This is a genomic window from Brevundimonas nasdae, assembly GCF_019395145.1.
Classification (GTDB): domain Bacteria; phylum Pseudomonadota; class Alphaproteobacteria; order Caulobacterales; family Caulobacteraceae; genus Brevundimonas; species Brevundimonas nasdae.
Map to the genome: position 1 here is coordinate 324,787 of NZ_CP080034.1, position 26,939 is coordinate 351,725.

Genomic DNA, 26,939 nt, shown 5'->3' on the forward strand with positions numbered 1-26,939 from the left:
CCGTCACGCCGCTTCAGCCCTCTCCCTCTCGCGACGGGAGAGGGCTAAGATGCGGAATGACTCGGGTTCGCGCATGATCAAATACATCGGCTCCAAGCGCGCCCTGCTGGGGCACGTGACCGGCGCCGTATCCAGCGTCCTGCCGCAGGGCGGACTGGTCTGCGATCTGTTCTCCGGCACCGCGCGGGTCGGTCATGCGTTGAAGAAGCAGGGCTTTCGCGTCTGGTCCAACGACTACAACGCCTATGCCCACATGCTGGCCACCGCCTATGTGCAGGCGGACCGCGAGGTCTGGATCGAGCGGGTCGAGGCGGTGCTGGCGGAACTGCGCACGGTGCAGCCGCAGGCGGGCTGGTTCACCCAGGCCTTCTGCCACGACGCCCGTTTCTTTCACCCCGACAACGGCGCCCGGATCGACGCCATCCGCCAGCGGATCGAGGCGCTGGACCTGGAGCCGGAACTGAAGGCCATCGTCCTGGTCAGTCTGATGGAGGCCGCCGACCGGGTGGATTCCACGGCAGGCGTCCAGATGGCCTATATGAAACAGTGGGCGCCGCGCGCGCTGAAGACGCTGGAGCTGCGCACGCCCGACATCGTTCCCGCCGTCGATGGGCCCTGCCGCGCCACCCAGGGCGACGCGCTGGAAATGGCCGAGCAGGTCGATGCGGACCTCGTCTATCTGGACCCGCCTTATAACCAGCACTCCTACCTGGCCAACTATCACTGCTGGGAAAGTCTGGTCCTGTGGGACAAGCCCGAAACCTATGGCGTGGCCAACAAGCGCATCGACGTGAAGACGCGAAAGAGCGCCTTCAACAGCCGGCCCGGCATCGGCCCGGCGCTGCAGTCGGTGATTGAGCGGATCAGGACGCCGAATCTGATCGTCAGTTTCAACGACGAAGGCTATCTGAGCCGCGCGGACCTGGAGGCCATGCTGGCCTCACGCGGTCATGTCCAGGTCGTCGAGATCGCTCACCCGCGCTACGTCGGCGCGCGCATCGGCATCCATAACCCCAAGGGCGAGAAGGTGGGCCGGATTGGGCGCCTGCGAAATGTCGAGTACCTGTTCGTGGTGACTGACCGGCCGGTAGCTCTGCCGGTCGCGGCCTGAATTAAAAGCGGTTTTTCACCTTGCCGTAGCGGAACCCGAATCAGGGCTTGCCGTTCTCCGCCTATGGAACCGCCCCTCTCATCGCCCCGATTACGCCATCGCGAAAAGTACGATGGTCGATCCTTGACGACGGAATCCAAATCCTGGGCTCCGGTGGAAAAGGGGAAGACGGCGCGCTGCTACACCCATAACACCCGGCACTTCATCCCACGCGACGCCGAGCCGGCGGTTGCGGTGGAGGAGGAGGCCGAGCCTGCGCTGCGTCCGCCGCCGACCTGGATGCTGCTTTTGGCCGGGGCGGCGATCGCGGCCCTGTTGAGCATTCTGGTCGGCGGTCTCTATCTGGAATTCTAGGCGCCTCAGGCGTCCGCCAGCAGGGCCCTGATCGGCGCCCAGCTGCGGCGGTGGGCGGGGCAGGGGCCCAGCGTGCGCAGACCCTCCGTGTGCGAGGGCGCATTATACCCCTTGTGGCTGGCGAAGCCGTAGCCGGGGTGTTCGGCGTCCAGTTCGATCATCAGCCGATCCCGCGCCGTCTTGGCCAGGATCGAGGCCGCGGCGATGGACAACGAAAGACTGTCGCCCTTGACCACCGTCTGGATTTCGCACGGCAGTTTGAAGCGGTAGTTGCCGTCCACCAGGGCCGCCACCGGCTGCACCGACAGGGCCTCGATGGCGCGGCACATGGCCAGGCCTGTGGCGTGCAGGATGTTCAGGTCGTCGATCTCCTCTACCGACGCAAACCCGACGCCCCAGGCGATGGCGCGGGCCTTGATCTCGGTCTCCAGCACCGCGCGGCGTTTCTCGGTCAGGGCCTTGGAGTCGTCGATGCCCGGCGGCAGATCGTCCGGGTTCAGGATCACCGCTGCCGCCGACACCGGCCCCGCCCACGGCCCGCGCCCCGCTTCATCCACACCGCAGACATGCCCTTTGACCCGCCGGATCAGCACGGTTTCCAGATGCAGCGTCGGGAAGGTTTTGGGGTTAGTAGGTGTCTTGGCCATGCCCCGCCATCGCACGAAGCGCGGCGTGGCGGAAGCGGGTGTCGTGGGCTAAGCTCGCAGTTGGCTTGAAGAGCCGGATGTTCGACATTGTCACGCTTCAGGCAGTCCGCGTTGTTTCTGTTCAATCACTCGGAGGGTGAGTTGCATGGTGCGTATTCGACTTTACAGCCTCGTCCTCTCCGCACCGATTATTCTGTTTCTGTGTGGAATGGCTGTTTTCGTTGTCAATCCACTGTGGGCTATCTGGGAGATGCCTGCTGGCTGGTTGGCTTGCATCTCAGCCTGTGTGTTGCAGGCTCTCTTCTTAGCTATGATCGCCTGCCCTGAATGCGCGAAATCCCCCTACCTGTTGGGGCGAACAGGATCTTTTGGCGGTTTCTTTGGCAAGCCGTTCCCGGACGTGATTTGTTCCTCCTGCGGCTTTGATCTGCGAAAAGGACGTGGTGAAGAGCATCACGGCGCAACTCAAGATCATGAGCAAATTCTGAATGCTCTGGACGCCGACTAAAGCCCGCTGAAGCTAGGTTCAATCGCCATTCAGTTGGTTCACCCCTCAACTCGTCATTCCGGGGCTGAGCGGAGCGAAGAACCCGGAACCCAGGAGACGTGCATCCGGCGTCGAATGCATCCAACGGTGCGATTGTGGCCGTGGGTTCCGGGTTCGTCCTTCGGACGCCCCGGAATGACGATTCTAGGGTGAATGTCGATTGAAGCTAGTCTTCCGCAACGGGTCGATGCAGCAGGACGACCACAGGTCGAAGGTCAGGCCCCTTCTTTCCTTGATGGCCCCGCCATCCCCCGCACCTGAGCATGGCGGAAGCAGGTGTTCTGGTGGTCATTGACCATGCCGACGGCCTGCATGAAGGCATAGACGATCACCGGGCCGCAGAAGTTGAAGCCGCGCTTCTTCATGGCCTTGGCCATGGCTTCGGACTGTGCGGTCTTGACCGGCGCCTGTCGGAAATCGCTCCAGTTGGTCTGGATCGGCTCGCCCCCGACGAAGGACCACAGCCATTCGGAGAAGTCCTCTCCATTCTCGCGCATCTCCAGCCAGATCTGCGCGCCGCGGATGGCGGCGTTGATCTTGGCGCGTGAGCGGATGATGCGGGCGTCGCCCAGCAGGCGCTGGATGTCGTCTTCGCCATAGCGGGCGACGATTTCGGGATCTAAATTGTCGAAGGCGTCGCGAATGCCCTCGCGCTTCCTCAGGATGGTGATCCAGGCCAGACCCGCCTGAAACCCGTCCAGAATCAGCTTCTCCCACAGGGCGCGCGCATCACGCTCCGGCACGCCCCATTCGGTGTCGTGATAGGCGATGTAGAGCGGGTCCGTGGTTCCGCACCACCCGCAACGGCCCTCGGCGTTTGAATCGGTCATGGGATGATGTTGCCAGTTTGTTCTGAGGGGCGAAAGATGTTTTGTCTTTTCGCTTCCAACCCCGCGAACGCAGCTGGAATTGAATAGGGGCCGGTCATCGAGTGAGCGGCCCCCTTTCAGTGTCATTACGCCAGATGCCTTCCCCGCGAAGGGAGAAGGAACCCGTCAGGCGTGCGTCTGGTCCCAGAACTTCACGGCGTCAGCGTCGCGGGCCGAGAGGTCGGGGTAGGCGGGGTCGGAGCCGACGTCGGGGACGCGGCGCCAGGAGCGGGCGCATTTGGGATAGTCGGCGGTGGCGATGGTGGCGGTGATGGTGTCACCCTCGACCAGCTCTGCGCCTGAGGTGCGGAAGATTTCGGCTGCGTCCAGACCCTCGAACGGCGCGAAGGCCGAGGCGGGGCCGGTGACGGTCGGCCAGGCGTCGAGAGCGCCGCCGATCAGCTTTTGACGGCGGGCGGCTTCCAGCGCTTCATTCACGACCTCGAGGACCGTGTTGATCGCGGCCCAACGCTCGGCCTCGGCTGGATTGCTCCATTCCGCCGGGGTGTCGGGGATGACGCGGGCGCAGTTGGTGCCTGCATCGGGGAAGCGGGTGGTCCAGGCTTCTTCCATGGTGAAGGGGGTCAGCGGGGCCAGCCAGGCGGTCAGGCGGCTGAACACCTCGTCCATCACGGTGCGGGCGGCGCGACGGCGGATGCTGTCGGGACGGTCGCAGTAAAGGGCGTCCTTGCGGATGTCGAAATACAGGGCCGACAGATCGCCCGAGCAGAACTCCAGCACCGGGCGAACCACGTCCTGGAACCGATATTCGGCGTAAGCCTGACGCACCTGAGCGTCCAGTTCGTGCAGGCGGTGAAGGATGAACTTCTCCAGCGGCGGGAACTGGTCGTAGTCGGTCAGGCGCTCGGCCTCGTCGAAACCGGCCAGGGCGCCCAGCAGATAGCGGACGGTGTTGCGCAGTTTGCGATAGGCGTCGACCGTGGTCTGCAGGATCTGTTTGCCGATGCGCTGGTCGTCGGAATAGTCGACCAGGGCCACCCACAGACGCAGGATGTCGGCGCCGGATTCCTTGATGACCACCAGGGGGTCGGTGGTGTTGCCACGCGACTTGGACTGTTTCTCGCCGTTCTCGTCCAGGGTGAAGCCGTGGGTCAGGACGGCCTTGAACGGGGCGCGGCCGCGCGTGCCGCAGCCCTCAAGCAGGGACGACTGGAACCAGCCGCGGTGCTGGTCCGACCCTTCCAGATAGAGGTCGGCGGGCCAGTGCGAGGGGCGGTCGCCGGTGTAGCCATGCTCGGGCAGGCGCGGGTCCAGGGTGAAGGCGTGGGTCGAGCCAGAGTCGAACCAGACATCCAGGATGTCCTCGATCTTCTCGTAACGGTCGGCGTCGTGTCCGCCCAGGAAGTCGCTGTCCGGCGCGGTGAACCAGATGTCGGCGCCGTGTTCGGCGATTGCGGCGACGATGCGGGCGTCGACCTCGTCGTCATGCAGGGGCTGGCCTGTCTGCTTGTCCATATACATGGCAAGCGGCGTGCCCCAGGCGCGCTGGCGGCTGACCAGCCAGTCAGGGCGGCCCTCGACCATTGAACGGATGCGGTTGCGGCCCGAGGCGGGGTGGAAGGCGGTGTCGTCGATGGCCTTCAGCGCCGTGTCGCGCAGGGTTTCGCCCGTCTTCAGCGGCTCGTCCATGCGGATGAACCATTGGGGCGTATTGCGGAAGATGATCGGGGCCTTGGAGCGCCACGAGTGGGGATAGGAGTGCTCCATCCGGCCGCGCGCCAGAAGGTTGCCCGCTTCGATCAGCTTTTCCATCACCGCGCCGTTGGCGGGGCCGAACTTGCCGGTCTTCTTGCCCTCGGTCTCCAGCACCTTGAGGCCGGCGAACAGGGGAACATGCTCGTAATAGGCGCCGTCGGGATCGACGGTGTCGGGCACCTCGTGATGACCGTGCGCCTTCCAGACCTCGAAGTCGTCAGCGCCGTGGCCCGGCGCGGTGTGGACAAAGCCGGTGCCGGCGTCGTCGGTGACGTGGTCGCCCGCCAGCAGGGGCACGGAGAAGCCGTAGCCGCTGTCCAGCGCCGCCAGCGGGTGGGCGGCGACGAGGCCGGACGGATTGATGTCATAGACCCGCGTCCAGGCGGCGATCTTGGCGGCCTTGAAGACGTCTTCGGCCAGCTTGTCGGCCAGGATCAGGCGGTCGCCCGGCTTGGCCCAGGGCGCGAACTCAAGACCTTCCTCCATGGCCGTGACCTCGTACAGGCCATAGGCGATCTCGGGGCCGTAGGAGATGGCGCGGTTGGCTGGGATGGTCCAGGGCGTGGTCGTCCAGATGACGATGGCCGGATTGGAATTGCGGAAGGCCAGCAGGTCGTCGGGATGGTCGTCCGAGGCGCCGGTGACCGGGAACTTGACCCAGATCGTGGGGCTGACGTGGTCGTGGTATTCGATCTCGGCGTCAGCCAGGGCCGTGCGCTCGACCGGCGACCACATGACGGGCTTGGAGCCGCGATACAGCTGGCCCGAGTTCTTGAACTTGTGGAACTCGGCGACGATGGCCGCCTCGGACTTGAAGTCCATGGTGGCGTAGCGGTTTTCGAAGTCGCCGGTGATGCCCAGGCGTTTGAACTGGTCGCGCTGGGTGTCGATGTATTTGCCGGCGTATTCACGGCAGGCTTTGCGGAATTCTTCCTTGGAGACCTCGTCCTTACGGCGGCCCTTGGCGCGGAACTGCTCCTCGATCTTCCACTCGATCGGCAGGCCGTGGCAGTCCCAGCCGGGGACGTAGTCGACGTCGTAGCCCAGCAGAAAACGGCTGCGGACCACGAAATCCTTCAGCGTCTTGTTCAAGGAGTGGCCGATGTGGATGTCGCCGTTCGCATAGGGCGGGCCGTCGTGCAGCACGTACAGGGGGGCGTTCTGCTTCTGACGCTCGGCGCGCAGGGTGCCATAGAGGTCGCCCCACTGCTCAAGGATCAAAGGCTCCTTTTGAGGCAGGCCGCCGCGCATGGGGAAGGGCGTCTCCGGCAGGAAGACGGTGTCGCGATAGTCGCGGCCGGAAGCGGTGTCGGTGTCGGTCTGGGGGGCGTCAGCCATCAAAAGTCTCGGCGTCGTGGGTTGTCGGTCGCTGTCTTCGTTCGCCCTGGGGCGGTCAATCCCGGCGTGCACGGGGCCAGAGGGCCCAGAAGCGCTACGCCGGGCGGCTAATCGAAATCAGGCGAATGGAGACGCGGACGATCATTATGCGGTCGGTCTAGCAGACAGATGCGGCATCGCGCCATCCCGAACCCCGCGATGCATCAACGGAAACGAAAGGCTTTTGATGTTTTGGTGAACGCTGGATCGGTCGGCGCTCGCCGCATCGACGAGAATTTCGTTCAGGAGTCCCGCCAATGCGGCTGCGGATGAGAAGTTGGATGCTGGGTCTGGCGGCAGGCGTGTTCCTGTCGGCGACGGCAGGCGCGGCGTTTGCGCAATGCACGACCGGCTGCACGCCCCCGCCGCCTCCCGGCTGCGGCAGCGGCGGCGGCGCAGGTTGCGGCGGTGGCGGTGGAAACGGCGGCGGCAATGGATGCGGCGGCGGTGGCGGCGGTGGAGGCTGTAATCCCGGCACGCCTGGCGGCCCCGGCGGTCCGGGCGGACCCGGTGGTCCCGGCTGCGGCAATGGCGGCGGCGGTTGCGGTCCCGGAGGCCCCGGCAAGCCGGGCTGGCCCGGTCACGGCGGCAATTGGAACAACAATAACAACTGGAATAACAACAACAATTGGAACCAGAACAATAACTGGAACCAGAACCAGAACATCAACGTCAATGTGAACGTCAACAACAACGGCAACTCGAATTCCAACACCAGCTCCAACTATCTGCGCGCCGGTTCGCGCAGCGCCGTAAATGCGCACAGCTGGATGGGTTCGAACGGTCTGGGCGGCGGTGGCGGGTCGGCCTATGTGTCGGTGGATCAGCCCTATCCGACGACGATCCAGGGGCTGGCCGTCGAGGGCGTGATCGCCCAGACGGTGCGCACGCCCTTCACCGCCTTCCGCCGCGAAATGCGGCGCGTGGTGATCCAGGCCGTCTGCATCGACGACCGTCAAAGTCCGCACCCGGCGTCGCAGGTGCGCCCGGATCGCGAGATCGGTGAAGACTATAATGGCGAACTGTATCGCTGCCTGGCGGGGACGTGGCTGCAGGCCACGATCGCCGACTATGATGGCAACATCAGCTTCGACAACGGCACGACCCTGACCTGCCGCAAGCATGAATCCCTGTGGTTCGGCGAGGGCGGCCAGCTGGTCTGCCGTCCCGAAAAGCCGGAGCGCGACTGCAACGAGCGTTCCCTGCTGCGCCGCTATGGCGCGGGCGTGAAGATCCTGACGATGTATCGTGAGGAGGAATACACCGAATACCGCGAGGAACAGGTTCAGAGCGCTGGCGTCATCACCGGCACGATCACCCTGGACGGCGGCGTCGGCGGCCGGGTGTTCTGAACGAAAGCCTGACAGGCTCGTTCAGGCGCCGATCAGGCGCGGGATGAGAAGATAAGACCATCGGCTCTCCGTCGATGATCCTGAAGACTGGCCCCGGTTCACGATTGAACCGGGGCCTTTTTCTTTTGGGGCGATGTTTACTGAGCGGTGGCCTTGTCGGAGACGATCTCGGCGCGCCAGGCGGTCGTGGGCTTCAGGTATTCATTGGCCAGGCGTTGCAGATCGGCGGCGGTGACCGCCTCGACCGTGGCGATCTGGCTGCGGGTCTGGTCCAGTGACGCGGGATTGGACTGGGCCTCGGACAGCTGGATCAGCCAGTAGGTGTTGTCGGCCATGCTGCGGCGCAGACGTTCGACCGCCGGGCGGCGGGCGCGATTCAGTTCGTCTTCGCTGACCGGCTTGTCACGCAGATCGGCGGCGATGGCGTCGACGGCCGTGAACAGCTTGCTCAGGTTTTCCGGGGCGACCTCGGCCGACACAGACACATAGCCATAGCCGGGGAAGACGTCCGAGGTGGTCGAGCTGGAGCCCGGCGAATAGGCCAGACCCTGTTTCTCGCGGATGTCCTCGTTCAGACGCAGCTGCAGCACGTCGGACAGGATGCTCAGTTGACGCGCGGTGGTGCGGTCGTTGATCTGGTCCGTCGTGGGCCAGGCGATGAAGGCCAGGGCCTGCTCCGCAGGACCGCTGTGGGTCAGACGCACGGGGGTTGCGGTCGGCGCGGGGAAGCGGCGTTCAGCCGAACCGGGCAGGGGCGCAGGCGCCGGTCCGCGATCCGGCAGGGCCGCGAAGGTCGAGCCGACGGCGGCGATCACCTGGTCCACATCGACGTCGCCGACGACGGTGATCTCGACCGGGCCGTGGGCCAGGGCGGCGTGGACGCCCGTGCGGATGTCCTCGATCTTCATGGCCGCGATCTCGGCTGCGGTCGGGGTGACCTCGCGCTTGTCGCCTGAGGCCAGCAGGCCCGAACCATCACGCTGGAAGACGCCGCGGGGGGTGGCGTCCAGCTGGGCCAGGATCTGCGGGAACATGGCCTTGGTCTGTTCGAACGGGGCGGCGCGCAGGCCGGGATCGGTCAGATAGGCGGCGAGAAGCTGCATCTGCAGTTGCAGGTCTTCGGGGCGGGTGGCGCCGGTGAAGGTGTAGGAATCGCCGCCTTGAGCGACATTGGCGCTGAAGACCTTGCCGCTGAGCACGCGGGTCAGTTCATCGACGCTGAGCTTGCCCGTGCCGCCCGGACCCATGACGGTTGAGGCCATCGAAAGGGGCGAGAGGCGATCGGCGGGCAGACCCAGTTCGCCAATGCCGGTCGAGGCGCTGATGACGATCTGGTTCTCGCGGAACTTGGTCGGCTTGATGTTCAGCAGCGTGCCGTTCGGGAAGCGGACCAGGGTTGCACCCAGACCGGCGACCTCGGTGCGCGACGCCGGGACGGCGGCGGCGCCGAAGTTGGTGTAGGGCCATTCCAGCGCGGCCTGTTCGGCGCGGGCGGTGACCGGAACCTGACGCGACGCCTGAAGCGCGGCGGTGACGGCGGCCTCACCGCCCTCGACCTCGACGGGGCTGGAGAAGAGCAGCAGCGGACCCTGGCCTTCGAAGACGGGGCGCACGGCGGCGTTGACCTGATCGGCGGTCAGGCCGCGCACGGCCTGTTCGAACAGATCAAGCGAGGTCTGGGGCGAGTTGAACACGCGGTCGTCGTTGACGGCGCCCAGCAGGCTATTGGCCAGGGCGGGGGTCGAACGGGTGGCGGCGGTGGCGACGGCGTTCTGCAGGCCGGTGCGAGCGTCGGTGATCTCGCGCTGAAGCTCCGCCTCGGTGACGCCGAACTGGGCCAGACGGCGGCTTTCCTGCTCGGCGGCGTCCAGGGCGCGCTTCCATTCGCCGGGGTTGAAGGCGACGGCCAGGGTTCCTGCGTCCAGACTGCGGAACAGGGACTGGTAGCTGGCGCCCGCGCCGACGAAGGGCGGGTTGTCCTCGCGCGCCATCTCGCCCAGACGGCGGTTCAGCACGGCCAGACCCAGGTTGCGGCGCAGGGCCTCGGAACGTTTGGCGGCGGTGTCGGGCGACAGGTCGGGCGTCTTGATCCAGTTCAGCTGGATCGAGGACTGGATGCCCGGCTCGACGATGATGCTGGTTTCCGGCTGGCGCGGGGCGACCACGCCCAGGTCGGGCTGGGGACCATCCGGCGCCTTGGGCGTCCAGGAGGCGAACGCGTTGCGAATCTTGCCTTCCATCGCGTCCAGATCAAAGTCGCCGACGGCGATGAAGGTGGCGCGCGAGGGGCGGTAATAGGCGTCGTAGAAGTCGACGAACAACTGGCGCGGCGCGGTGCGGATGATATTCAGGTCGCCGATCGGCAGGCGCTGCGAAAGGCGCTGGCCGGGCGCCAGCAGGCCCAGCTGGGTCTTCAGCACGCGCAGCTGCGGCGAGTTGCGGGTGCGCTCTTCTCCGACGATGACGCCACGCTCGGAATCGATGTCGGCCTCGTTCATCAGGGCGTCGGACATCATTTCGCGCATCACATGCAGCGAGGTGTCGACCGTTTCATCCTGGGTGTTGGGCAGCTCCAGCACATAGGCGGTCTGGTCGAAGCTGGTGAAGGCGTTGGTGTCGGCGCCGAAGGCCAGGCCCAGCCGCTCCAGGATGCGCAGCATCTCGGTTTCGGGGATGTCCTTGGTGCCGTTGAAGGCCATGTGCTCCATGAAGTGGGCCAGACCCTGTTGGTCGTCGCGCTCCATCAGCGAACCGGCCGCGATGCGCAGCCGGAACGAGGCCTGATTGGGCGGGGTGGCGTTCTTCAGAAGGGCGTAGCGCATGCCGTTGGGCAGTTGGCCGAAGCGGACGGCGGCGTCGGCGGGAATGTCGCTGGCGGCCTGGGCCCAGGGCGAGGACGGCTGGACTGCGGCTGCGGAAGAGGCGGCGGGGGCGCGCGTCGACTGGGCGAAGGCGTGACCGGCTCCGGCCCCAGCCGCCAGTCCCGTGGCGAGAGCGACGCTGGACGCCGCAACAAGTAGAAGATGACGCGCAGAAAGCATGAGCCGCTCCAGAATCTGCAACCTCAGATGAGGCGATGAATCCGCACTAGGGCAGGGGCGGGGGCGGAGCAAGGCGGATCGCGCGTTCGTCCCTTTTGACGCAAGGGGCTTTGGCGGGCGTCAGGCCATAAGGCCAAGCGTGGCCGCAACCCCTGTGATAGGGTCGCCGGACGGTCGGCGAGACGGCCGGTGTTGCTGGCTTGCAGGAGACCGACGTGCAGATCGCGGTTCTGACCTTTGACGGATTCAATGAGCTGGATTCCTTCATTGCGGCAGGGATTCTGAACCGGATGAAGGCCAAGGGCTGGCAGGCGCAGATCACGTCTCCGACGCCGGAAGTGACCTCCATGAACGGCGTCACGATCAAGCGTCAGCAGCCGCTGGAGTTCGCAGCCACCGCCGATGCGGTGCTGATCGGCAGCGGGATCAAGACGCGTGAACTGGCGGCGGATGCGGACCTGATGGCCCAGATCCGGCTGGACCCGACGCGTCAGATCATAGGGGCGCAATGTTCCGGCACGCTGACGCTGGCCAGGCTGGGTCTGGTCGGGAACCTACCCGCCTGCACGGACCTGACGACGAAGCCGTGGGTTATCGAGGCCGGGGTGGATGTGCTGGACGCGCCGTTCGTGGCGCACGGCAATGTGGCGACGGCGGGCGGCTGCATGGCGTCGCAATATCTGGCCGCCTGGATCATCGCGCGGCTGGCCTCAGTCAAGGACGCCGAGGAGGCCATCCATTATGTCGCGCCGGTGGGCGAGAAGGCCGCCTATGTCGAAGCGGCGCTGGGGGCGGTGACGCCGTTTCTGCCGGTCAGGTCGCCCGTCGCGGCCTGACCGGGTCTGGCCCTAGTTGCCTGAGCCGGAGATGAAGAAGGTCGCCGAGTTGCCGATGGCGTTGGCGCCGACGGCGACGTTGCGGTTCGGCTGGGCGATGTTGACGTTGGTGGTCGCCGTCACCGCGCCGTTGTTGACCTGATTGTTGTTGAAGTTGATCTCGCCGCCGCAGTTGGAGCAGGCGTAGCCGGTGACGCTGTTGCCGATGGCGTCTGAGCTGACATAGCTGTCGTAGCCCTTGACGCCAATGTAGGTCGCCGTGGCCTCGACGCCGCCTGAGTTGATCTGGGTGTTGTCCAGCTTCAGGTAGATGTCGTTGTTGCCGGCGATGACTTCGTTGGCGACGGCGCGGGCATGGACGGCGGTCTGGCCCTGCAGATTGGTCTGGGCGCGGGCGTCGGCGATGACGCGGCCTTCGTTGGTCTGGTTGGTGCGGGCCAGCATGGAGCCGCCGGCGTTATAAAGCGCGGCGCGGTTGGCGTTGGCCTGGGCGCGGGCCGCCAGGTTCCAGCCGTTGTCGACATAGATGTCGGTGCGGGCTTCGACGGTCGAGGGATTGTTGACCTGATTGACCGCGATGTCCTGGTGCGAGGCACCCGTGGTGTTGGTCTGGACCGCGTTGGCCGCCGCCTGAGAGCCAAAGGCCATCGGCGCGGGGATGTATTGAAGATCGACGACCGTCTCGGCGAAGACGGTGGTCTGGCTCTGCTGGTTGACCGTGCCGGTCAGGACGGCGGAGGGGCCGCCGATCAGGGCGCTGTTGGCGTTGGCGGCGGTGGTGACTTCACCGCCTTTCAGGATGTGGGTCGTGGGGCCGTGCAGATTGGTGCGGGCGCTGACGTTGTCGCCGGTCGCCGTCTGGGTCGAGTTGACGTCAAAGGTCGCCTTCTCGGTATAGACCTGGGTGTAGTTACCGGTCGCCTGGGTGGCGGAATTGACGAAGCCGTCAGTCACGCCGTTGAGGTTGGCGTTGGTCTGGGCCGTCACAGGCGCGGTCAGGGTCTGGCGCGAGATCAGGGCGCCCGCGGTGTCGCGGATTCCGCCCATCAGCACATTGCCGCCCGCGCCGTTGGACACGTTCAATTGGCCGACCGCCACGTCGAGGTTCACCTCGGCGATGATGCGGCCGTTCTGGGTCTGATCGTTCGTGCAGGCCGAGCCCGATTCGGGCGGGCAGGTGGGGACGGCCTGCGCGCTCGCTGTATTAGCGAGAGCGGCGAACGTCGCCGTCGCGGCGATCATGCCAGCGAGACGGATCGGCGCGTGTCTGGCCATTGTTGGTGTCCGTGGTTGGGTAGGCTGGATAGAAGCCGCCGGTCGGTCCGACCGTGGAATCACGCAGCGGGTCATTGGCGGGGTTCAGGCAGATTTCGGGGCCAGGGGCACCGTACAGATTGGCCATGAACTCGACCGTGGCGCGTTCGACCAGGGCGCGGACGGCCAGTTGTGTCGGCTCCATGCCGCCGGTGCCTGCGGAAATGTCGAAGACGTTGCCGCTTAGGAAGTCGAACACGCCCGCCGAGATTTCACGGCCGATGATCTGCTTCTGATAGGAGACGACGTCGACCACCTCCAGCGTGGAGGTCTGGACCAGACGCAGGTCCATGGCGATGTTCATCACATAGATGCGGCCGTTCAGCAGGGTCGAACCGGGGCGTTTGCTGTCGATCTCGCCCTGGGCGGCGTCGAAACCGGCCGAGCGGATGTTGTAGTTCACCTCGGTGATGCCGCCGACGACATAGAAGTCGGAGCCCGGAACCTGACCGGCCAGGATGCGGCGGTACTGGGTGTCTTCCGGTCCCTGGGCGTTGGGGGCGTTGTCCCCGATCAGCTTGTTGTTGGCGTAGCGCAGCTCAAGCTCGGACACCGAAGTGTCGTAGCGTTCGACGATGCGGGCGCCGGCCTTGGCCAGGGCCGAGTTGGCCATCAGGGATGCGCCGCCGGTGATCTGGCGGCCGCCGTCAGCCGAGACGGTGCCGGTGTAGTCGCTGATCCGTCCTACGGCCATGCGCGGCGAGGGCAGGTTATAGCGACGCGCATAGTCGGCCAGGCAGTACAGGGCCGCCGAATAGGGCGTCGGGTTTGCCGTGACGGGCGCGTTGCCGATAGGCGTGGCGTAGAGACCCGACGGCCCAGCGGTCGGGCTGACACAGCCTGCCAGCAGCAGGGCGGATGCGGCGGCGCCGGAGACGCTGCGAATAAGGGTGCGGCGGATCATGGCAGGTTGATGTTTCCATTCAGGCTGGTGCCTGCGTTGACGGCGCCGTTGTTGGTCTGGGTGGAGTTCACGATGACCACGTTGTTTCGGCCCTGGACCACGACGTTCAACTGGTTGCCGATGGCGGTTGAGCCGCCGATGGTCGTGCCGTTGCGCGATCCGCCGCCTGCACCGGCGTAGGCCGAGGCGGCTCCGCCCGATTCCCGCGAATAGGACGAGGCCCCGGACTGGATGATGCCGTCGACGATCAGGCGGTTGCCGTTGGCGTCGCGCGTCGAGCCCGTTGTCTGGGTCGAGGTCGCATTGCGCGCGCCGCCGTACCCCTGCTGGAAGCTGGAGGCGCCGGCTGAGCCGTAGTTCTGGGCCAATGCGACTGTCGGGGACAGAACGGCGATCAGCATTGCTGCGGTCGGAATCAGCCTCTTGGCGGGCATTCTGACGTCTCCTAACCCACGGGGTCGAACTCGGGCCGAGAACAGGACCCAGCCCACAACCTGCGTTAAGGTTATTAAGAAGCGCTTGATGTGAGAGGGGGCGCCGCGCATTTGATGAATATGGCCCGACAAAACAGCCGATTCGACACACCCCAGCCGCATGAGCCGATGTTCAACGTGCCGTTGCCGGTGCTGTTGATCGCGCTTTCCATGCCTGTTCTGTTCTTTTTCCAGCAGCAATTGCCCGACATGGGGGCCAGCATGGCCTTTGCGCCCGCCGATCTGGAGCAGGGCCGCTGGGGCGGGTTGTTCACCTCCATGCTGCTGCACGCCAGTTGGCCGCACGCCCTGATGAATGCCGTCGCGGCGGTGGCGTTCGGGGCGCCGGTGGCGCGGCTGTTCGGCGACCGGATCGGACCCAGCGTCTTCCTTCTGTTCTATGTGTCGTGCGGCGCGCTGGCGGCCCTGGGCTATGGGCTGATCCACTGGGGATCGCCCAATCCGATGGTGGGGGCGTCCGGCGCGGTGTTCGGCCTGATCGGCGCGGCGACCCGCCTGCTGGGCGCGCACGGCCGGGTGCGCCCGCTGTTAGACAAACGGGTCATCGCCATGTCCCTGGCCTGGATGGCGGTCAATCTGTTCACCGGCGTGGTCGGCTATATGCCCGGCGCCGAAGGCGCGCAGATCGCCTGGGAGGCCCATGCGGTCGGGTTCGTGGTCGGCATTCTGGCCATCGGCCCGCTGGGGCGGCTGTTCAAGCGCGGCGTGCTGATCGAGGAGGAAACGGCATGATTGCGGCGTTCTCCATCCTGGCGGGCGGGTCGGTTTGATTTCGTCCGCCGCCTGAGCGATCATCCCGGTTGAGCGGCCCTGTCGCCATTCCGGCCCTGCGGTCGTCTCTTTCACACAGAGAGAGAAAGGAGCCGCGATGTTTGTCGCCGAGATCCTCAAGACCAAGGGAAACGCTGTTTTTTCCATCACGCCCGATGTGACGGTCGCTGAGGCCTGCCATGAGCTGGAGCAGAAGCACGTAGGGGCGCTAGTCGTCTGCGACGGGGACCGTGTCGCAGGCGTGTTTTCAGAGCGTGACGTCGTCAGGGCGGTGGCGGCGGACGGGGCGGCGGCCCTGACCCGCACGGTCAGCAACTATATGACCGCAAAGGTGATCTACGCCGAAGCCTCCGAACAGATGTCGGCGCTGATGAACCGCATGACCGACCGCCGCATCCGGCATCTGCCGGTGCTGACTGATGGTCGACTGACGGGGGTGGTCTCCATCGGCGACGTGGTGAAATGCCAGATCGCTGAACACGCCCAGGAGGCGGAAAGTCTGAGAACCTATATCGCGGCGGGTTGAACCCCCTTGCCAGCGCGGGCCTGTTGCCGTTGAAGGCGCGATCAGCCGGGCGCGGGTTCCGGCAAGGGATATCATAGATGTTCAGTCTTCTGAACCTCCAGAGCCTGTTCGGCCTGGTTGCCATTGTCGCAGTCTGCTGGGCGATCTCGGAAAACAGACGGGTCTTCCCGTGGAAGCTGGCGATCGGCGCCGTGCTGGTTCAGGCCGGTCTGGTGCTGGTGCTGTTCGGCATTCCGGGGTCGCGCGTCGTGCTGGACGCGGTGACCAACGCCATCGACGGCCTGGCCAAGGCGACGGCGGAAGGGACGCAGTTCGTCTTCGGCTATCTGGGCGGCGGCGCCCAGCCCTATGCCGTGGCGGACCAGAACGTGCTGTTCGTCTTCGCCTTCAATGTGCTGCCGCTGATTTTGGTGATCTCGGCCCTGTCGGCGCTGTTCTGGCACTGGAAGATTCTGAAGTGGCTGATCCGGGGCTTCGGTTTCCTGTTCCAGCGGACCATGGGGTTGGGCGGGGCGTCGGCCCTGGCGGTTGCGGCCAACATCTTCCTGGGCACCATTGAAAGCCCGATCGTCATCAAGGCCTATCTGGACAAGCTGAGCCGGTCGGAAATCTTCCTGATGATGACGGTGGGTCTGGCGACCGTCGCCGGTTCGACCATGGTGGCCTATGCAACCATTCTGGCCCACGTCCTGCCCAATGCGGCGGGCCACGTGCTGGTGGCCTCGATTGTTTCGGCCCCCGCCGGGGTGCTGCTGGCGCGGGTGATCGTGCCCGAGACCGACAAGCAGGCGGTCCAGAAGATCAGCTATGACTCTGCTCTCAAATACGACAGCGCCATCGACGCCATCTCCAAGGGCACGTCCGACGGCCTGATGGTGGTGCTGAACATCTCGGCCGTGTTGATCGTGTTCGTGGCCCTGGTGGCCCTGGTCAATGTGATGCTGAGCGGGTTCGTGGTGTTTGGCGAGCCGTTGACGGTCGAGCGTATTCTGGGCGTGGTGTTCACGCCCTTGGCCTGGCTGGCGGGCGTGGACGCCAAGGAGGCGGGGCAGGCGGGCAAGCTGCTGGGCATCAAACTGACCCTGACCGAGTTCAAGGCCTTCATCGAACTGGGCAAGATTCCGTTGGGCGACATGAGCGAGCGCACGCGGATGCTGATGACCTATGCCCTGTGCGGATTCGCCAATATCGGGTCGGTCGGCATCACGGTGACCGGCCTGTCGGTGCTGATGCCGGACCGCCGCGAAGAGGTGCTGAGCCTGATCTGGAAGGCGCTGTTTGGGGGCTTCCTGGCCACATTGATGAGCGCCGCCGTCGTCGGAAGCTTGCCAGCGGCGGTGTTTGGGCAGTAGCGTTTCTAAAAACAACGGAGACGTTCTGATGAAGCTCTACACCTCGCACCGCGCGCCCAACCCGCGTCGCGTCCTCTGGGTCATGGCCGAGAAGGGGATCGAGGATGTCGAGATCGTCGAACTGGATCTGCTGTCAGGCGCCCACTACCAGCCGGAATACCGCAACAAGGTGGGCGCGCCCCATGTGCCAGCGCTGGAGTTGGACGACGAGACGACTATCTCCGAATCCATCGCCATCGCCCGCTATCTGGAGGCGCTGCATCCCGAGCCGAACCTGTTCGGGAATGACCCGCGTGAGCAGGCGGTGATTGAGATGTGGATGCGGCGCTGCGAGATCTATCTGGCCAATCCCATGATGATGGGGGTGCGGTTCAGCCATCCGGCGCTGGCGGCGCTGGAGGCGCCTCAGCCCGAGGTGGCGCAGTACAATCTGGGCAGCGCCGAGAAGTTCATGAAGACGCTGGACCGGCGTCTGGCCGAGCGCGAGTTCATCGCTGATCGGTTCAGCATCGCCGACATCGTGGCCCTGGTCGGGCTGGAGTTCGGGCGCCTGATCAAATACCGCCCGCCCGCAGAGTTCGAGAATCTGGCGCGCTGGATGGAGGCGTGCAAGACGCGGCCTGCTTCGAAGGCGGGCGCTTGATCAAGGTTAATCAATGGTTGATATTCGTCCTTCGACACCCGCCGACGCTGCCCGTGTCGTTGAAATCTGGAACCGCTCTGTCGACGCCACCCATGACTTCCTGACCCCGCAGGACCGGGCCGCCATCGGCGCCGAGGTCGAGGGATTCCTGCCTGCCGCGCCTCTGGTGCTGGCGGTGGATGCCGACGACCGGCCGCTGGGCTTCATGCTGGTGGACGGGTCGCATATGGAGGCCCTGTTCATCGATCCCCACAGCCGGGGGCAGGGCGTAGGGCGCGCCCTGGTCGCTTACGCCCTGGCCAGCCAGCCGGAGCTGACGACCGATGTGAACGAACAGAATGCCCAGGCGGTCGGCTTCTACGAACGGATGGGGTTCGCCGCCACAGGCCGCTCTGATCTGGACGGGCAGGGCCGACCCTATCCGCTGATCCACCTGCGCCGTCGGGCGGTCTGAGCGACGAAGCGACTTTCATTACAGAAAGATAAGGTCGACCGCAGCATCCGTAAGCACGGCTCGGCGCCTCTACCCCGCATAGCGTGAACATCACGCCTGTCAGGGGTTCCATAGTGTCCAAATCTGTTCTTTGCGGCGGTCTGCGTCTGGTCGCCGCCGGTTTCTGTTTGCTCGCCATCACCGCCACGCCCGTCCTGGCGCAGGATGCGGGGCGGATGGATCAGGTTGTTCGTGCGGCGGCGGACAAGGATGAGTTTTCCGGCTCGGTCCTGGTGGCGCGCGACGGTCAGATCCTGCTGGACCGGGGCTATGGGCTGGCTAATCGCGAATGGTCGATCCCCAACGACAGCGCCACCAGGTTCCGGCTGGGGTCTGTGACCAAACAGTTCACCGCCGTGGCCATCATGCTGCTGCACGAGCGCGGGCAGGTCGATCTGGATGCGCCGGTGAAGACCTATCTGCCCGATGCGCCCGCCGCATGGGACCGGGTGACGGTGCGCCATCTGCTGACGCACACAGCAGGTCTGGCCGACTATACGCGGCTGGAGGATTTCGATGCGAAGAAGACCCTGCCGACAACGGCTGAAGCCCTGATGGCGAGGTTCAGGGACCGGCCCCTGGCGTTCCAGCCGGGCGAGGGGTGGGCCTATTCCAACTCCGGCTATGTGGTGCTGACGGCCATCATCGAGAGGGTCAGCGGCCAGACCTATGCCGACTTCGTGGCGCAGAACCTGTTCCAGCCGCTGAACATGGGCGACAGCGGATATGACAGCCATGATGTCATCCTGCCGCGCCGTGCTTCGGGCTATACGCCCAGCGGCGAGGGGGTGATCAATGCGGCCTATGTGGACATGAGCGTGCCGCAGGGCGCGGGCGGCCTCTATTCCACAACCCATGACCTGTTGAAGTGGGAGCAGGGGCTGTTCGGCGGGCGGCTGCTGAAGCCGCAGTCGCTGGCGATCCTGACCACGCCCTATCGCAACAACTACGCCCTGGGTCTGGAGGTCGCCAAGGACGGAGATGACACAATCATCAGCCATTCCGGCGCCATCGACGGGTTCAACACCTATCTGGCCTATGACACCACGAACCGGATGACGGTGGTGGTGCTGGGCAATCTGAACGGCGCGGCCCCGCTGAAGCTGGGCGGGGAGCTGATGATCCTGGCGCGGGGCGGGACGGTGACCCTGGCCGATGAGCGGCAGGCGGCGGCGATGTCGGCGGATGCGCTGGCGGCCTATTCGGGCGTCTATCAGGTCGCGCCTGGCTTCGCCCTGACCCTGAAGGTGACGGACGGGGTGCTGACGGCGCAGGCAACGGGGCAGAAGCCGGTCGCCCTGACGCCGGAGACGACGGACGCCTTCTTCGTCGAAGCCATCGACGCCCAGATCACCTTCACCCGCAATTCTGCAGACGGGATCGAGGGGCTGGTGCTGCACCAGGGCGGGCGCGAGATGCCCGCGCCGAGGCAATAGGCCCATCGCCGCCCGCCTCTGCACAGGCGGCGGGCGCTACGCGTTTTCGCCAAACTGCGCCACGCCAAGGTGCTTAATCCGGGGAACCATTCGCGCCCGCCAAGCTTGACTAGGCAGCAGCTTATTGGAGGACGGATGCTTAGACCTATCGCTCTTGTGGCCGCGTGCGGCCTGTTGACGGCCTGTAACGCGGGAACGTCGCTGTCCAGCGGAACCCAGACCTTCAACGCCGGGGTCGGCGACGCCGTGCAGGCGCCGCTGGAAGATCTGAACCTGAAGCGCGAGGAAATCCCTGAGGTTCTGTTGCAGGCGCGGACCGCGCCCTATGCGGTGACGGGACTGGGGCGCTGCGCCGCCCTCGGCGCCGAAATCGCGCGCCTGGACGAGGCCCTGGGGCAGGACATCGACGTGCCGACCAGCGGCGACGGCGAGGCGCTGGATCAACAGGCAGCGGGCGCCGCACTGGACGCCGTGCGCGATACGGCGACCGATTTCATTCCCTTCCGCAGTTGGGTCCGCCGCCTGAGCGGCGCCGCCCAGCACAGCCGCGAAGTCCAGTCCGCCATCCGCGCTGGTCTGGTGCGTCGCGCCTTCCTGAAAGGCATCGGCCAGCAGAAGAACTGCGCCCCGCCTGCCGCACCCTACGGATTCACCGCGCGCCGCTGACGGTGGTCAGCGCGGCGTGAATTTGCGGATGACGCCGGAGAAGGTCATGAGCAGGCGTTCGCCGGTGTTGATCTGGCCGCGCACGAAGATCAGGCTCTTGCCCGCCTTGGTGACCTGGCCGGTGGCCTCGATCAGTTCGCCGACATAGCCGCCGTCGATGAAGGTGCTGTCCAGTTGGACGGTGACGCCGGATGCGCCCTCCATCTCCTGATAGGCGATCTGGAACATGGCGATGTCGGCGAAGGTCATCAGGCAGCCGCCGTGCATCCGGCCGCCAGCGTTCATGTGCTTCTGCTCGGCGCGGAAGGCGCAGCGCATGTGACCGTCGGGGTCCAGCTTGCCGTAGAAGGGGCCGACCACCACGTCGAAGGTGTCGTGCAGGTCATAGGTCTGCCAGCCGGCGAATTCGCCCTCGGTGACGGTGATTTTCTTCGGCATGGAAGACTTGGCCTTACTTCTGGTCGTGCAGTGCAGCATATAGGCCCAATGAGCGATCCGATCGAAACCGCAATTTTGAACAAACTGGCTGCAATCGGCCCCGGCAAGAGCATCGAGCCAGCCGAAGTGGCCAAAGAGCTACAGCCGGAGCAATGGCAGCGCATGCTGCCCAAGGTGCGCGCCGTCGCGCTGCACCTGATGCGTCAGGGCCAGTTGACCATCACCAAGAAGGGCAAGCCGGTCGATCCGGACAACTTCCGCGGCGTGACGCGCTTGCGCCAGCCGACCGAAGAGGAAACGGCGCTGGCCCTGAGCCGCCGCCCGCCCGTCGCCGACGAGGGTGATGACGACTGACCTCGAAGAGGTTCTGAACGACATACGCGCCTGCCGCGCCTGCGCAGGCGTGCTGCCGCATACGCCGCGCCCGGTCGTCCGGGTGTTTCCACAGACACGTCTGCTGATCTGCGGGCAGGCGCCGGGGCGGCGGGTGCATGAGAGCGGCCTGCCGTTCACTGATCCGTCCGGCGACCGGCTGCGGGACTGGATGGGCGTGGATTACGAGACCTTCTACGCCGATCATCGCATCGGCGTGGCGGCGCAGGCCTTCTGTTATCCGGGGACGGCGCCCAAGGGTGGCGACTATCCGCCGCCGCCGCGCTGCGCCGAGCTGTGGCGACCGCAGTTGATGGATGCGCTGCCGCGCATGGAACTGACGCTGCTGGTTGGGAGCTATGCCCAGACCTGGGCGCTCCAGGGCCGGACGAAGCGGAACATGACCGAGACTGTGCGTGCGTGGCGGGAATATGCGCCGGAGGTGCTGGTGCTGCCGCATCCGTCGTGGCGCAATACGGCCTGGCTGAGAAAGAACCCGTGGTTCGAGGCGGAGGTTGTTCCGTATCTGAAAGAGCGGGTGCGGGGGATTCTGGCTTGAACATGCGCGCCTTGGCGGCTGCGGCGGGGATCGCCGCCGCCCTGACCCTGTCCGCCTGCGCCACGCCGCATATCCAGGCGCCGCTGACGCCGCCCGCCGGGTTCGCCGGGCCTCACCTCGAGGATCGGGCGCTGGTGATGTCGGACGGGGCGCGCCTGCCACTGATGCGGTGGTCGCCCAAGGATCAAGAGCCGTGGGCGGTGATCGTGGCCCTGCACGGGATGAACGACCATGCGGCTTCGTTCCGGCTGGCTGGGCCGTGGTGGGCCGAGCAGGGGATCGAGACCTGGGTCTATGACCAGCGCGGTTTCGGCCAGGCGCCCGGACGTGGCGAATGGGCGGGCGAGGCGCGGATGACCGACGACGTGCGCGAGGCCGTCGCAATGACGCGCGCCCGCTATCCTCAGGCCGTGATCGCCGTGGTGGGCGAAAGCATGGGCGGATCGGTGGCGGCGGCGGCGTTCGGATCGGACCGGCCGCCGAACGCGGACCGGGTGGTCTTCCTGTCACCCGGCGTCTGGGGATGGTCGGCGCAAGGCTGGCTGAACAGTTCGGTGCTGAATGTCGCCGCGCGGGTCGCCGGACCGGTGGCGGTCGAGCCGCCGTCCTTCATCGCCAGCCGCATCGTCGCCTCGTCCAACTGGCTGGAGCTTTACCGCAACGGCCGCGACCCCGAGAGCCTGCTGTCGACGCGGTTCGACACCATCTATGGGCTGGTCGACCTGATGGAGAGCGCTTCGCGGAAGGTCGGTCTGTCGCGCACGCCGTCCATCCTGATGTACGGCGCCCATGACGAGGTGGTGGAGAAGGGGCCGATGCGGCGCGCGTTGGAGCAGGTTCCGGCGGGATCGACGATGCGGACGGCCTTCTATCCCGACGCCTGGCACCTGCTGAACCGCGATCTTCAGGCCGAGGTGGTGTACCGCGACGTGGCCGCCTTCCTGCGCGACCCGCAAGGCGCCTTGCCGTCGGGCGCCCAGCCTGTACTGCCTGAGCTTGAGAAGCGGGCGCGCTGACTGGTCGGCGCGGGCGTCGAACGGCGCTCTTTAGATAAAACTGTGCATTGTTGCGCTGCAACAGGGGTGAGATCGCGCGCCGTGGGGCTGTGCCGTGAAATTGTCGTGCTTGAAGCCTAATCGCTGCAGGCCTAATGTCTGGGCAAGAATAATATTACCCTGGGAGGCCCTGCTATGGGCATGACACTGTTCGATTCGCCGTCGTTCGCGAACCATGAGGGCGTTCACGCCTTCTTCGACGAGAAAACCGGCCTGAAGGCGATCGTCGCCGTTCACTCGACCGCGCGCGGCCCGGCCGTCGGCGGCACGCGGATGTGGAACTATGCGTCCTCGGCCGAGGCGCTGGAGGACGTGCTGCGTCTGTCCAAGGGCATGAGCTACAAGAACGCGGTCGCGGACCTGGAAATGGGCGGCGGCAAGTCGGTGATCATCGGCGACAGCCGCACCCAGAAGACGCCTGAGCTGTTCCGCGCCTTTGGTCGCGCCGTCGATACGCTGGGCGGCGTCTATTACGCCGCTGAGGACGTGGGCGTGTCGGTCGCCGACATCGCCGAGGCGCGCAAGACGACCTCGCGCGTCCTGGGCCTGAAGGACGGGCCGGAAGCCTCAGGCGACCCCAGCCCGGTGACGGCTGAGGGCGTCTATCGCTCGACCCTGGCGGTCGCGCGTCGCCTGTTCAAACAGGACGACCTGACCGGCCTGACCATCGCCATGCAGGGCGTGGGTCACGTCGGCGGATACCTGGCCGACAAGCTTGCGGCTGCGGGCGCCAAGCTGGTGATGACCGACGTCAACACCGCAACCCTGGCCGAAGTCGCCGCCCGCACGGGAGCCGAGATCGTGGCGCCCGACGCCATCTATGACGTCAAGGCAGACATCTATGCGCCGTGCGCCCTGGGTGCCACGCTGAACCCGCACACGCTGGACCGCATCACCGCCAAGGCCGTGGTCGGCGCCGCCAACAACCAACTGGCCACGCCGGAAATCGGCCGCATCCTGTTCGAGCGCGGCGTGCTGTACGCGCCCGACTATGTCGTCAACGGCGGCGGCATCATCAATGTGGCGGCGGAAATGAACGCCCGTCAGACCAAGGGCGCCTTTGATCCGGCCTGGGTCGAGAAGAAGCTGTCGCGCCTGATCGAAACCTTCGACGAGATCCTGGAGCGTTCGGCCGTCGAAAACCGTCCGACCCACGAAATCGCCGACGCCATCGCCGAAGCCCGCATCGCGGCGGCGGCTGATGAAAAGCTGAAGCAGGCGGCGTAACGCGCGCCGAAGCCTTTCCCTCCCCGCAGGGAGAGGGAAAGGCGGTTTGGGGCATGTTCGGCGCCTGAGGCGATCTTCGTAACCGTCTCTTAACGCGGCATTTACCATATGGGCGGCATTTTCTGCCTAGCGGGTCTGCGTTGGTCTCCCGCCAGTTTTTGGGGCGGGGACGCGTGGGCGGTTTCACCGAGGCGTTGCAGAAGTTCGGGATCGGTCGTCTGGCTGCGGTGCTCGGCGTCGCCGCGGGCGTCGCCGCCGTGCTGGTCGCCGTCATGCTGCGGATGGGGCAGTCGCCGGACGCGCTGCTGTATTCCAACCTGGATCTGCGCGAGGCGGGCGAGATCACCGCCGCCCTGCAGCAGGCCAACATCAAATATTCGTCCAAGGGCGACGGCTCGACCATCATGGTCAACCGCGATCAGGTCGGCGAGGCCCGGATGCTGGTCGCCGGCAAGGGGCTGGTGACCACGGGGTCGGTTGGTTACGAAATCTTCGACAACCAGTCGGTGCTGGGCCAGACCGAGTTCCAGCAGCAGTTGAACGAGCAGCGCGCCCTGCAGGGCGAGCTGTCGCGCACCATCATGTCGATGCGCGGCATCACCGCCGCCCGCGTCCACATCACCCTGCCGCGCCGTGAGATGTTCTCGTCCGCCGCTTCGGATCCGACCGCCGCCGTGCTGGTGGGCCTGGGCGGGCGCGATTTGTCGGGCGATCAGGTGCGGGCGATCCGCAACCTGGTGGCCTCCTCCGTGCCGAACCTGAAACCCGAGCGCGTCACGGTGGCCGATCAGAACAACCGCACACTGGCGGCCGGCAATGAGGGGGACGAGTTCTCGTCCGCCTCGGCGCTGGAGACCAAGAACACCACCGAGGCCCAGCTTCAGGCCCGCATCAAGGACATCGTCGAGGGCGTGGTCGGCGTGGGCGCTGCGCGGGTTCAGGTGTCGGCCGACATCGACCGCAGCCGTTCGACCACTCAAGAGCAGAAGTACGATCCCGACGGCCAGGTCGTGCTGTCGACCTCGACCAATGGTTCGTTGTCGCAGAACAATCAGGCCCAGCCTGACGGCGCCGTGTCCGCCGCCAACAACATGCCGGGCGGGGCGGGCGATCCGATCCAGATGGGCGAGCGGTCCAGCCAGAACGCCGAGATCACCAACTACCAGAACTCCAGCACCACAACGACGACCACGCGCGAGCCGGGCGAGGTTAAGAAGCTGTCCGTCTCGGTCGCCGTCGACGGACGCTGGACGCCGCCTGCGAACGGCAAGGGCGAACCGACCTATGCGCCGCGCACCGCCGAGGAGATCACCCAGATCAAGTCGCTGGTGGCCGCCGCCGCCGGGGTGGACGAAGCGCGCGGCGACAAGATCGAGGTGCTGAATGTCCGCTTCAACCGTGACCCGGCGTTGGGCGGCGGACTGGACGGCGCGTCGTCGATGTTCAACTTCTCCAAGAACGACATCATGCGCGGGATCGAGCTGCTGGTGCTGCTGCTGACCGCCGGACTTCTGATCTTCTTCGTTCTGCGTCCGCTGTTGAAGACCGTGGGCGGCGGTTCGAACCTGCCGGCTCTGGCGGGCGACGGCGTGCCGGTGACGGCGCTCCAGACCACTCTGGTCGGGCCAGACGGCCAGCCGCAACTGGCCCATCTGGCGTCGCACAGCGAGATGGACCACAAGATCGACATCGCCCGCATCGAGGGTCAGGTGAAGGCGTCCTCGGTCAAGAAGGTCGCCGACTTCGTGCAGAGCCATCCTGATGAGGCCACGAGCATCCTGCGCGGCTGGGTGTCCGAAGGCTGATGGCGAAGCTGGTCAACAAAAAGGCTGCGGTCGATGACGCCGCGAAGCTGACGGGGCCTGAAAAGGCGGCCGTCATCCTGCTGGCGCTGGGCGAGGAGCACACGGCGCTGTGGGAGCGGCTGGACGACGAAGAGGTCAAGGAGGTCTCGCAGGCCATGTCCACACTGGGCACGGTCAGCGCCGAGGTGGTCGAGAGCCTGATGCTGGAGTTTGTGTCGGGCCTGTCGGGCTCCGGCTCGGTCATGGGAAGCTATGACCAGACGCAGCGAATGCTGTCCGCCTTCCTGCCCAAGGACCGCGTCGACGGGCTGATGGAGGAGATCCGCGGTCCCGCCGGTCGCACCATGTGGGACAAGCTGGGAAATGTGAACGAGGCGGTCCTCGCCAACTATCTGAAGAATGAATACCCGCAGACGGTGGCGGTGATCCTGTCCAAGGTGCGTTCGGACCACGCCGCCCGCGTGCTGACCAGCCTGCCGGAGGACTTCGCCCTGGAATGCGTGCAGCGGATGTTGCGCATGGAGCCGGTGCAGCGCGAGATTCTGGACAAGATCGAACAGACCCTGCGCAACGAGTTCATGTCGAACCTGGCCCGCACCTCCAAGCGCGACAGCCACGAAATGATGGCCGATATCTTCAACAACTTCGACCGCCAGACCGAGGCCCGGTTCATCGGCGCGCTGGAAGAGCGCAGCCGCGAATCCGCCGAGCGCATCCGCGCCCTGATGTTCGTGTTCGAGGACCTGTCGCGGCTGGATCCCGGCGGGGTGCAGACCCTGCTGCGCGGCGTAGAGAAGGATCAGCTGGGCCTGGCGCTGAAGGGTTCATCGGAAACGCTGCGCGAGATGTTCTTCTCCAACATGTCCGAGCGCGCGTCCAAGATCATGCGCGAAGACATGGAATCCATGGGGCCTGTGCGTCTGAAGGACGTGGATGCGGCCCAGATGGCCATGGTGCAGGTCGCCAAGGATCTGGCCGCGCGTGGCGAGATCATGCTGGCCGGCCAGGGCGCCGACGACGAGTTGATTTACTGA

The 26,939-nt window shown here is 65.7% G+C and carries 26 protein-coding genes; 18 read left to right on the forward strand and 8 right to left on the reverse strand.

Features of this window, described 5'->3' with window-relative positions:
- Positions 1-49 precede the first annotated feature (49 nt).
- Together KWG56_RS01580 and KWG56_RS01585 are read left to right on the forward strand one after the other, a co-directional pair.
- Positions 50-1,111, forward strand: coding sequence for a DNA adenine methylase (locus KWG56_RS01580; RefSeq protein WP_244999595.1), 1,062 nt, complete (start codon positions 50-52; stop codon positions 1,109-1,111).
- A gap of 123 nt (positions 1,112-1,234) precedes the next feature.
- On the forward strand, positions 1,235-1,465 hold the full coding sequence (locus KWG56_RS01585) for a hypothetical protein (RefSeq protein ID WP_219353476.1): 231 nt from the start codon (positions 1,235-1,237) through the stop codon (positions 1,463-1,465).
- Positions 1,466-1,470: 5 nt separating this feature from the next.
- Here KWG56_RS01585 and KWG56_RS01590 read toward each other — a convergent pair whose 3' ends face one another.
- Positions 1,471-2,112, reverse strand: coding sequence for a ribonuclease HII (locus KWG56_RS01590; protein WP_219353477.1), 642 nt, complete (start codon positions 2,110-2,112; stop codon positions 1,471-1,473).
- Positions 2,113-2,257: 145 nt separating this feature from the next.
- Here KWG56_RS01590 and KWG56_RS01595 point away from each other — a divergent pair, with 145 nt between their 5' ends.
- On the forward strand, positions 2,258-2,620 hold the full coding sequence (locus KWG56_RS01595; protein ID WP_219353478.1) for a hypothetical protein: 363 nt from the start codon (positions 2,258-2,260) through the stop codon (positions 2,618-2,620).
- Positions 2,621-2,874: 254 nt separating this feature from the next.
- On the opposite strand, the gene KWG56_RS01600 is transcribed toward KWG56_RS01595, so the two are convergent.
- Positions 2,875-3,489 carry a DNA-3-methyladenine glycosylase I gene (locus KWG56_RS01600; RefSeq protein ID WP_219353479.1) on the reverse strand — a complete coding sequence of 205 codons (615 nt, stop codon included), beginning with the start codon at positions 3,487-3,489 and terminating at the stop codon, positions 2,875-2,877.
- Positions 3,490-3,654: 165 nt separating this feature from the next.
- Positions 3,655-6,582 (reverse strand): isoleucine--tRNA ligase, encoded by a 2,928-nt coding sequence (ileS, locus tag KWG56_RS01605; protein ID WP_219353480.1) that lies wholly within the window; start codon positions 6,580-6,582, stop codon positions 3,655-3,657.
- A gap of 296 nt (positions 6,583-6,878) precedes the next feature.
- On the opposite strand from ileS, the gene KWG56_RS18680 reads away from it, so the two are divergent.
- The gene (locus tag KWG56_RS18680; protein WP_244999596.1) at positions 6,879-7,973 is read left to right on the forward strand and encodes a hypothetical protein; all 1,095 of its coding nucleotides are present in this window, start codon (positions 6,879-6,881) and stop codon (positions 7,971-7,973) included.
- Between the two features lie 137 nt (positions 7,974-8,110).
- On the opposite strand, the gene KWG56_RS01615 is transcribed toward KWG56_RS18680, so the two are convergent.
- The gene (locus KWG56_RS01615; RefSeq protein WP_219353481.1) at positions 8,111-11,014 is read right to left on the reverse strand and encodes a M16 family metallopeptidase; all 2,904 of its coding nucleotides are present in this window, start codon (positions 11,012-11,014) and stop codon (positions 8,111-8,113) included.
- A 215-nt stretch (positions 11,015-11,229) separates the two neighbouring features.
- On the opposite strand from KWG56_RS01615, the gene KWG56_RS01620 reads away from it, so the two are divergent.
- Positions 11,230-11,850, forward strand: a complete 621-nt coding sequence (locus tag KWG56_RS01620; protein ID WP_219353482.1) for a DJ-1/PfpI family protein — start codon at positions 11,230-11,232, stop codon at positions 11,848-11,850.
- 12 nt (positions 11,851-11,862) lie between these two features.
- On the opposite strand, the gene hfaD is transcribed toward KWG56_RS01620, so the two are convergent.
- From hfaD to hfaA, 3 genes are read right to left on the reverse strand one after another with little or no spacing between them, the layout of a single operon-like run.
- Entirely contained in the window at positions 11,863-13,125 is a 1,263-nt protein-coding gene (hfaD, locus tag KWG56_RS01625; protein ID WP_244999597.1) for a holdfast anchor protein HfaD, read from the reverse strand.
- Entirely contained in the window at positions 13,055-14,068 is a 1,014-nt protein-coding gene (gene hfaB, locus KWG56_RS01630) for a holdfast anchoring protein HfaB (RefSeq protein WP_219353483.1), read from the reverse strand. The genes hfaD and hfaB overlap by 71 nt, the downstream gene beginning before the upstream one ends.
- Positions 14,065-14,502, reverse strand: a complete 438-nt coding sequence (gene hfaA, locus KWG56_RS01635) for a holdfast anchoring protein HfaA (protein WP_219353484.1) — start codon at positions 14,500-14,502, stop codon at positions 14,065-14,067. Before hfaA ends, hfaB begins: the two co-directional genes overlap by 4 nt.
- A 120-nt stretch (positions 14,503-14,622) precedes the next feature.
- On the opposite strand from hfaA, the gene KWG56_RS01640 reads away from it, so the two are divergent.
- The 7 genes from KWG56_RS01640 to KWG56_RS01670 all read left to right on the forward strand — a co-directional run bounded on the left by KWG56_RS01640 (position 14,623) and on the right by KWG56_RS01670 (position 20,449).
- Entirely contained in the window at positions 14,623-15,294 is a 672-nt protein-coding gene (locus KWG56_RS01640; protein ID WP_244999598.1) for a rhomboid family intramembrane serine protease, read from the forward strand.
- Positions 15,295-15,430: 136 nt separating this feature from the next.
- A complete protein-coding gene (locus KWG56_RS01645; protein ID WP_219353485.1) occupies positions 15,431-15,859 on the forward strand; it encodes a CBS domain-containing protein in 429 nt (142 codons plus the stop codon).
- Positions 15,860-15,936: 77 nt separating this feature from the next.
- Complete coding sequence (locus KWG56_RS01650; protein ID WP_219353486.1) at positions 15,937-17,211, forward strand: NupC/NupG family nucleoside CNT transporter; 1,275 nt, start codon at positions 15,937-15,939, stop codon at positions 17,209-17,211.
- Positions 17,212-17,239: 28 nt separating this feature from the next.
- The gene (locus KWG56_RS01655) at positions 17,240-17,854 is read left to right on the forward strand and encodes a glutathione S-transferase family protein (protein ID WP_219353487.1); all 615 of its coding nucleotides are present in this window, start codon (positions 17,240-17,242) and stop codon (positions 17,852-17,854) included.
- 13 nt (positions 17,855-17,867) lie between these two features.
- Entirely contained in the window at positions 17,868-18,308 is a 441-nt protein-coding gene (locus KWG56_RS01660; protein WP_219353488.1) for an acetyltransferase, read from the forward strand.
- Between the two features lie 113 nt (positions 18,309-18,421).
- Positions 18,422-19,783 carry a serine hydrolase gene (locus tag KWG56_RS01665; RefSeq protein WP_219353489.1) on the forward strand — a complete coding sequence of 454 codons (1,362 nt, stop codon included), beginning with the start codon at positions 18,422-18,424 and terminating at the stop codon, positions 19,781-19,783.
- Positions 19,784-19,918: 135 nt separating this feature from the next.
- Positions 19,919-20,449 (forward strand): hypothetical protein, encoded by a 531-nt coding sequence (locus tag KWG56_RS01670; RefSeq protein ID WP_219353490.1) that lies wholly within the window; start codon positions 19,919-19,921, stop codon positions 20,447-20,449.
- A 6-nt stretch (positions 20,450-20,455) separates the two neighbouring features.
- Here the strand turns inward: KWG56_RS01670 and KWG56_RS01675 are convergent, their stop codons facing one another.
- Positions 20,456-20,887 carry a PaaI family thioesterase gene (locus KWG56_RS01675; RefSeq protein ID WP_201096926.1) on the reverse strand — a complete coding sequence of 144 codons (432 nt, stop codon included), beginning with the start codon at positions 20,885-20,887 and terminating at the stop codon, positions 20,456-20,458.
- 48 nt (positions 20,888-20,935) lie between these two features.
- Between KWG56_RS01675 and KWG56_RS01680 the strand changes: the two genes are divergently transcribed.
- From KWG56_RS01680 to fliG, 6 genes are all read left to right on the forward strand, one after another.
- Positions 20,936-21,241 (forward strand): DUF3253 domain-containing protein, encoded by a 306-nt coding sequence (locus KWG56_RS01680; protein ID WP_219353491.1) that lies wholly within the window; start codon positions 20,936-20,938, stop codon positions 21,239-21,241.
- Positions 21,231-21,818: a uracil-DNA glycosylase family protein gene (locus KWG56_RS01685; RefSeq protein WP_219353492.1), complete on the forward strand. Its 588-nt coding sequence runs from the start codon at positions 21,231-21,233 to the stop codon at positions 21,816-21,818. Before KWG56_RS01680 ends, KWG56_RS01685 begins: the two co-directional genes overlap by 11 nt.
- Positions 21,819-21,820: 2 nt before the next feature.
- Entirely contained in the window at positions 21,821-22,834 is a 1,014-nt protein-coding gene (locus KWG56_RS01690) for an alpha/beta fold hydrolase (RefSeq protein ID WP_219355379.1), read from the forward strand.
- A 180-nt stretch (positions 22,835-23,014) separates the two neighbouring features.
- Positions 23,015-24,100: a Glu/Leu/Phe/Val family dehydrogenase gene (locus KWG56_RS01695; protein WP_219353493.1), complete on the forward strand. Its 1,086-nt coding sequence runs from the start codon at positions 23,015-23,017 to the stop codon at positions 24,098-24,100.
- Positions 24,101-24,273: 173 nt separating this feature from the next.
- Positions 24,274-25,905 (forward strand): flagellar basal-body MS-ring/collar protein FliF, encoded by a 1,632-nt coding sequence (gene fliF, locus KWG56_RS01700; RefSeq protein ID WP_219353494.1) that lies wholly within the window; start codon positions 24,274-24,276, stop codon positions 25,903-25,905.
- Positions 25,905-26,939: a flagellar motor switch protein FliG gene (gene fliG / locus KWG56_RS01705; protein ID WP_201096936.1), complete on the forward strand. Its 1,035-nt coding sequence runs from the start codon at positions 25,905-25,907 to the stop codon at positions 26,937-26,939. Before fliF ends, fliG begins: the two co-directional genes overlap by 1 nt.

What these genes read in the sequence shown, in the direction of transcription:
- KWG56_RS01580 (WP_244999595.1), top strand. Translation starts at nt 50, where the DNA reads ATGCGGAATGACTCGGGTTCGCGCATGATCAAATACATCGGCTCCAAG.
- KWG56_RS01590 (WP_219353477.1), bottom strand. Translation starts at nt 2,112, where the DNA reads ATGGCCAAGACACCTACTAACCCCAAAACCTTCCCGACGCTGCATCTG.
- KWG56_RS01595 (WP_219353478.1), top strand. Translation starts at nt 2,258, where the DNA reads ATGGTGCGTATTCGACTTTACAGCCTCGTCCTCTCCGCACCGATTATT.
- KWG56_RS01600 (WP_219353479.1), bottom strand. Translation starts at nt 3,489, where the DNA reads ATGACCGATTCAAACGCCGAGGGCCGTTGCGGGTGGTGCGGAACCACG.
- ileS (WP_219353480.1), bottom strand. Translation starts at nt 6,582, where the DNA reads ATGGCTGACGCCCCCCAGACCGACACCGACACCGCTTCCGGCCGCGAC.
- KWG56_RS18680 (WP_244999596.1), top strand. Translation starts at nt 6,879, where the DNA reads ATGCGGCTGCGGATGAGAAGTTGGATGCTGGGTCTGGCGGCAGGCGTG.
- KWG56_RS01615 (WP_219353481.1), bottom strand. Translation starts at nt 11,014, where the DNA reads ATGCTTTCTGCGCGTCATCTTCTACTTGTTGCGGCGTCCAGCGTCGCT.
- hfaD (WP_244999597.1), bottom strand. Translation starts at nt 13,125, where the DNA reads ATGGCCAGACACGCGCCGATCCGTCTCGCTGGCATGATCGCCGCGACG.
- hfaB (WP_219353483.1), bottom strand. Translation starts at nt 14,068, where the DNA reads ATGATCCGCCGCACCCTTATTCGCAGCGTCTCCGGCGCCGCCGCATCC.
- hfaA (WP_219353484.1), bottom strand. Translation starts at nt 14,502, where the DNA reads ATGCCCGCCAAGAGGCTGATTCCGACCGCAGCAATGCTGATCGCCGTT.
- KWG56_RS01640 (WP_244999598.1), top strand. Translation starts at nt 14,623, where the DNA reads ATGGCCCGACAAAACAGCCGATTCGACACACCCCAGCCGCATGAGCCG.
- KWG56_RS01645 (WP_219353485.1), top strand. Translation starts at nt 15,431, where the DNA reads ATGTTTGTCGCCGAGATCCTCAAGACCAAGGGAAACGCTGTTTTTTCC.
- KWG56_RS01650 (WP_219353486.1), top strand. Translation starts at nt 15,937, where the DNA reads ATGTTCAGTCTTCTGAACCTCCAGAGCCTGTTCGGCCTGGTTGCCATT.
- KWG56_RS01655 (WP_219353487.1), top strand. Translation starts at nt 17,240, where the DNA reads ATGAAGCTCTACACCTCGCACCGCGCGCCCAACCCGCGTCGCGTCCTC.
- KWG56_RS01660 (WP_219353488.1), top strand. Translation starts at nt 17,868, where the DNA reads ATGGTTGATATTCGTCCTTCGACACCCGCCGACGCTGCCCGTGTCGTT.
- KWG56_RS01670 (WP_219353490.1), top strand. Translation starts at nt 19,919, where the DNA reads ATGCTTAGACCTATCGCTCTTGTGGCCGCGTGCGGCCTGTTGACGGCC.
- KWG56_RS01675 (WP_201096926.1), bottom strand. Translation starts at nt 20,887, where the DNA reads ATGCCGAAGAAAATCACCGTCACCGAGGGCGAATTCGCCGGCTGGCAG.
- KWG56_RS01680 (WP_219353491.1), top strand. Translation starts at nt 20,936, where the DNA reads ATGAGCGATCCGATCGAAACCGCAATTTTGAACAAACTGGCTGCAATC.
- KWG56_RS01685 (WP_219353492.1), top strand. Translation starts at nt 21,231, where the DNA reads ATGACGACTGACCTCGAAGAGGTTCTGAACGACATACGCGCCTGCCGC.
- KWG56_RS01690 (WP_219355379.1), top strand. Translation starts at nt 21,821, where the DNA reads ATGCGCGCCTTGGCGGCTGCGGCGGGGATCGCCGCCGCCCTGACCCTG.
- KWG56_RS01695 (WP_219353493.1), top strand. Translation starts at nt 23,015, where the DNA reads ATGACACTGTTCGATTCGCCGTCGTTCGCGAACCATGAGGGCGTTCAC.
- fliG (WP_201096936.1), top strand. Translation starts at nt 25,905, where the DNA reads ATGGCGAAGCTGGTCAACAAAAAGGCTGCGGTCGATGACGCCGCGAAG.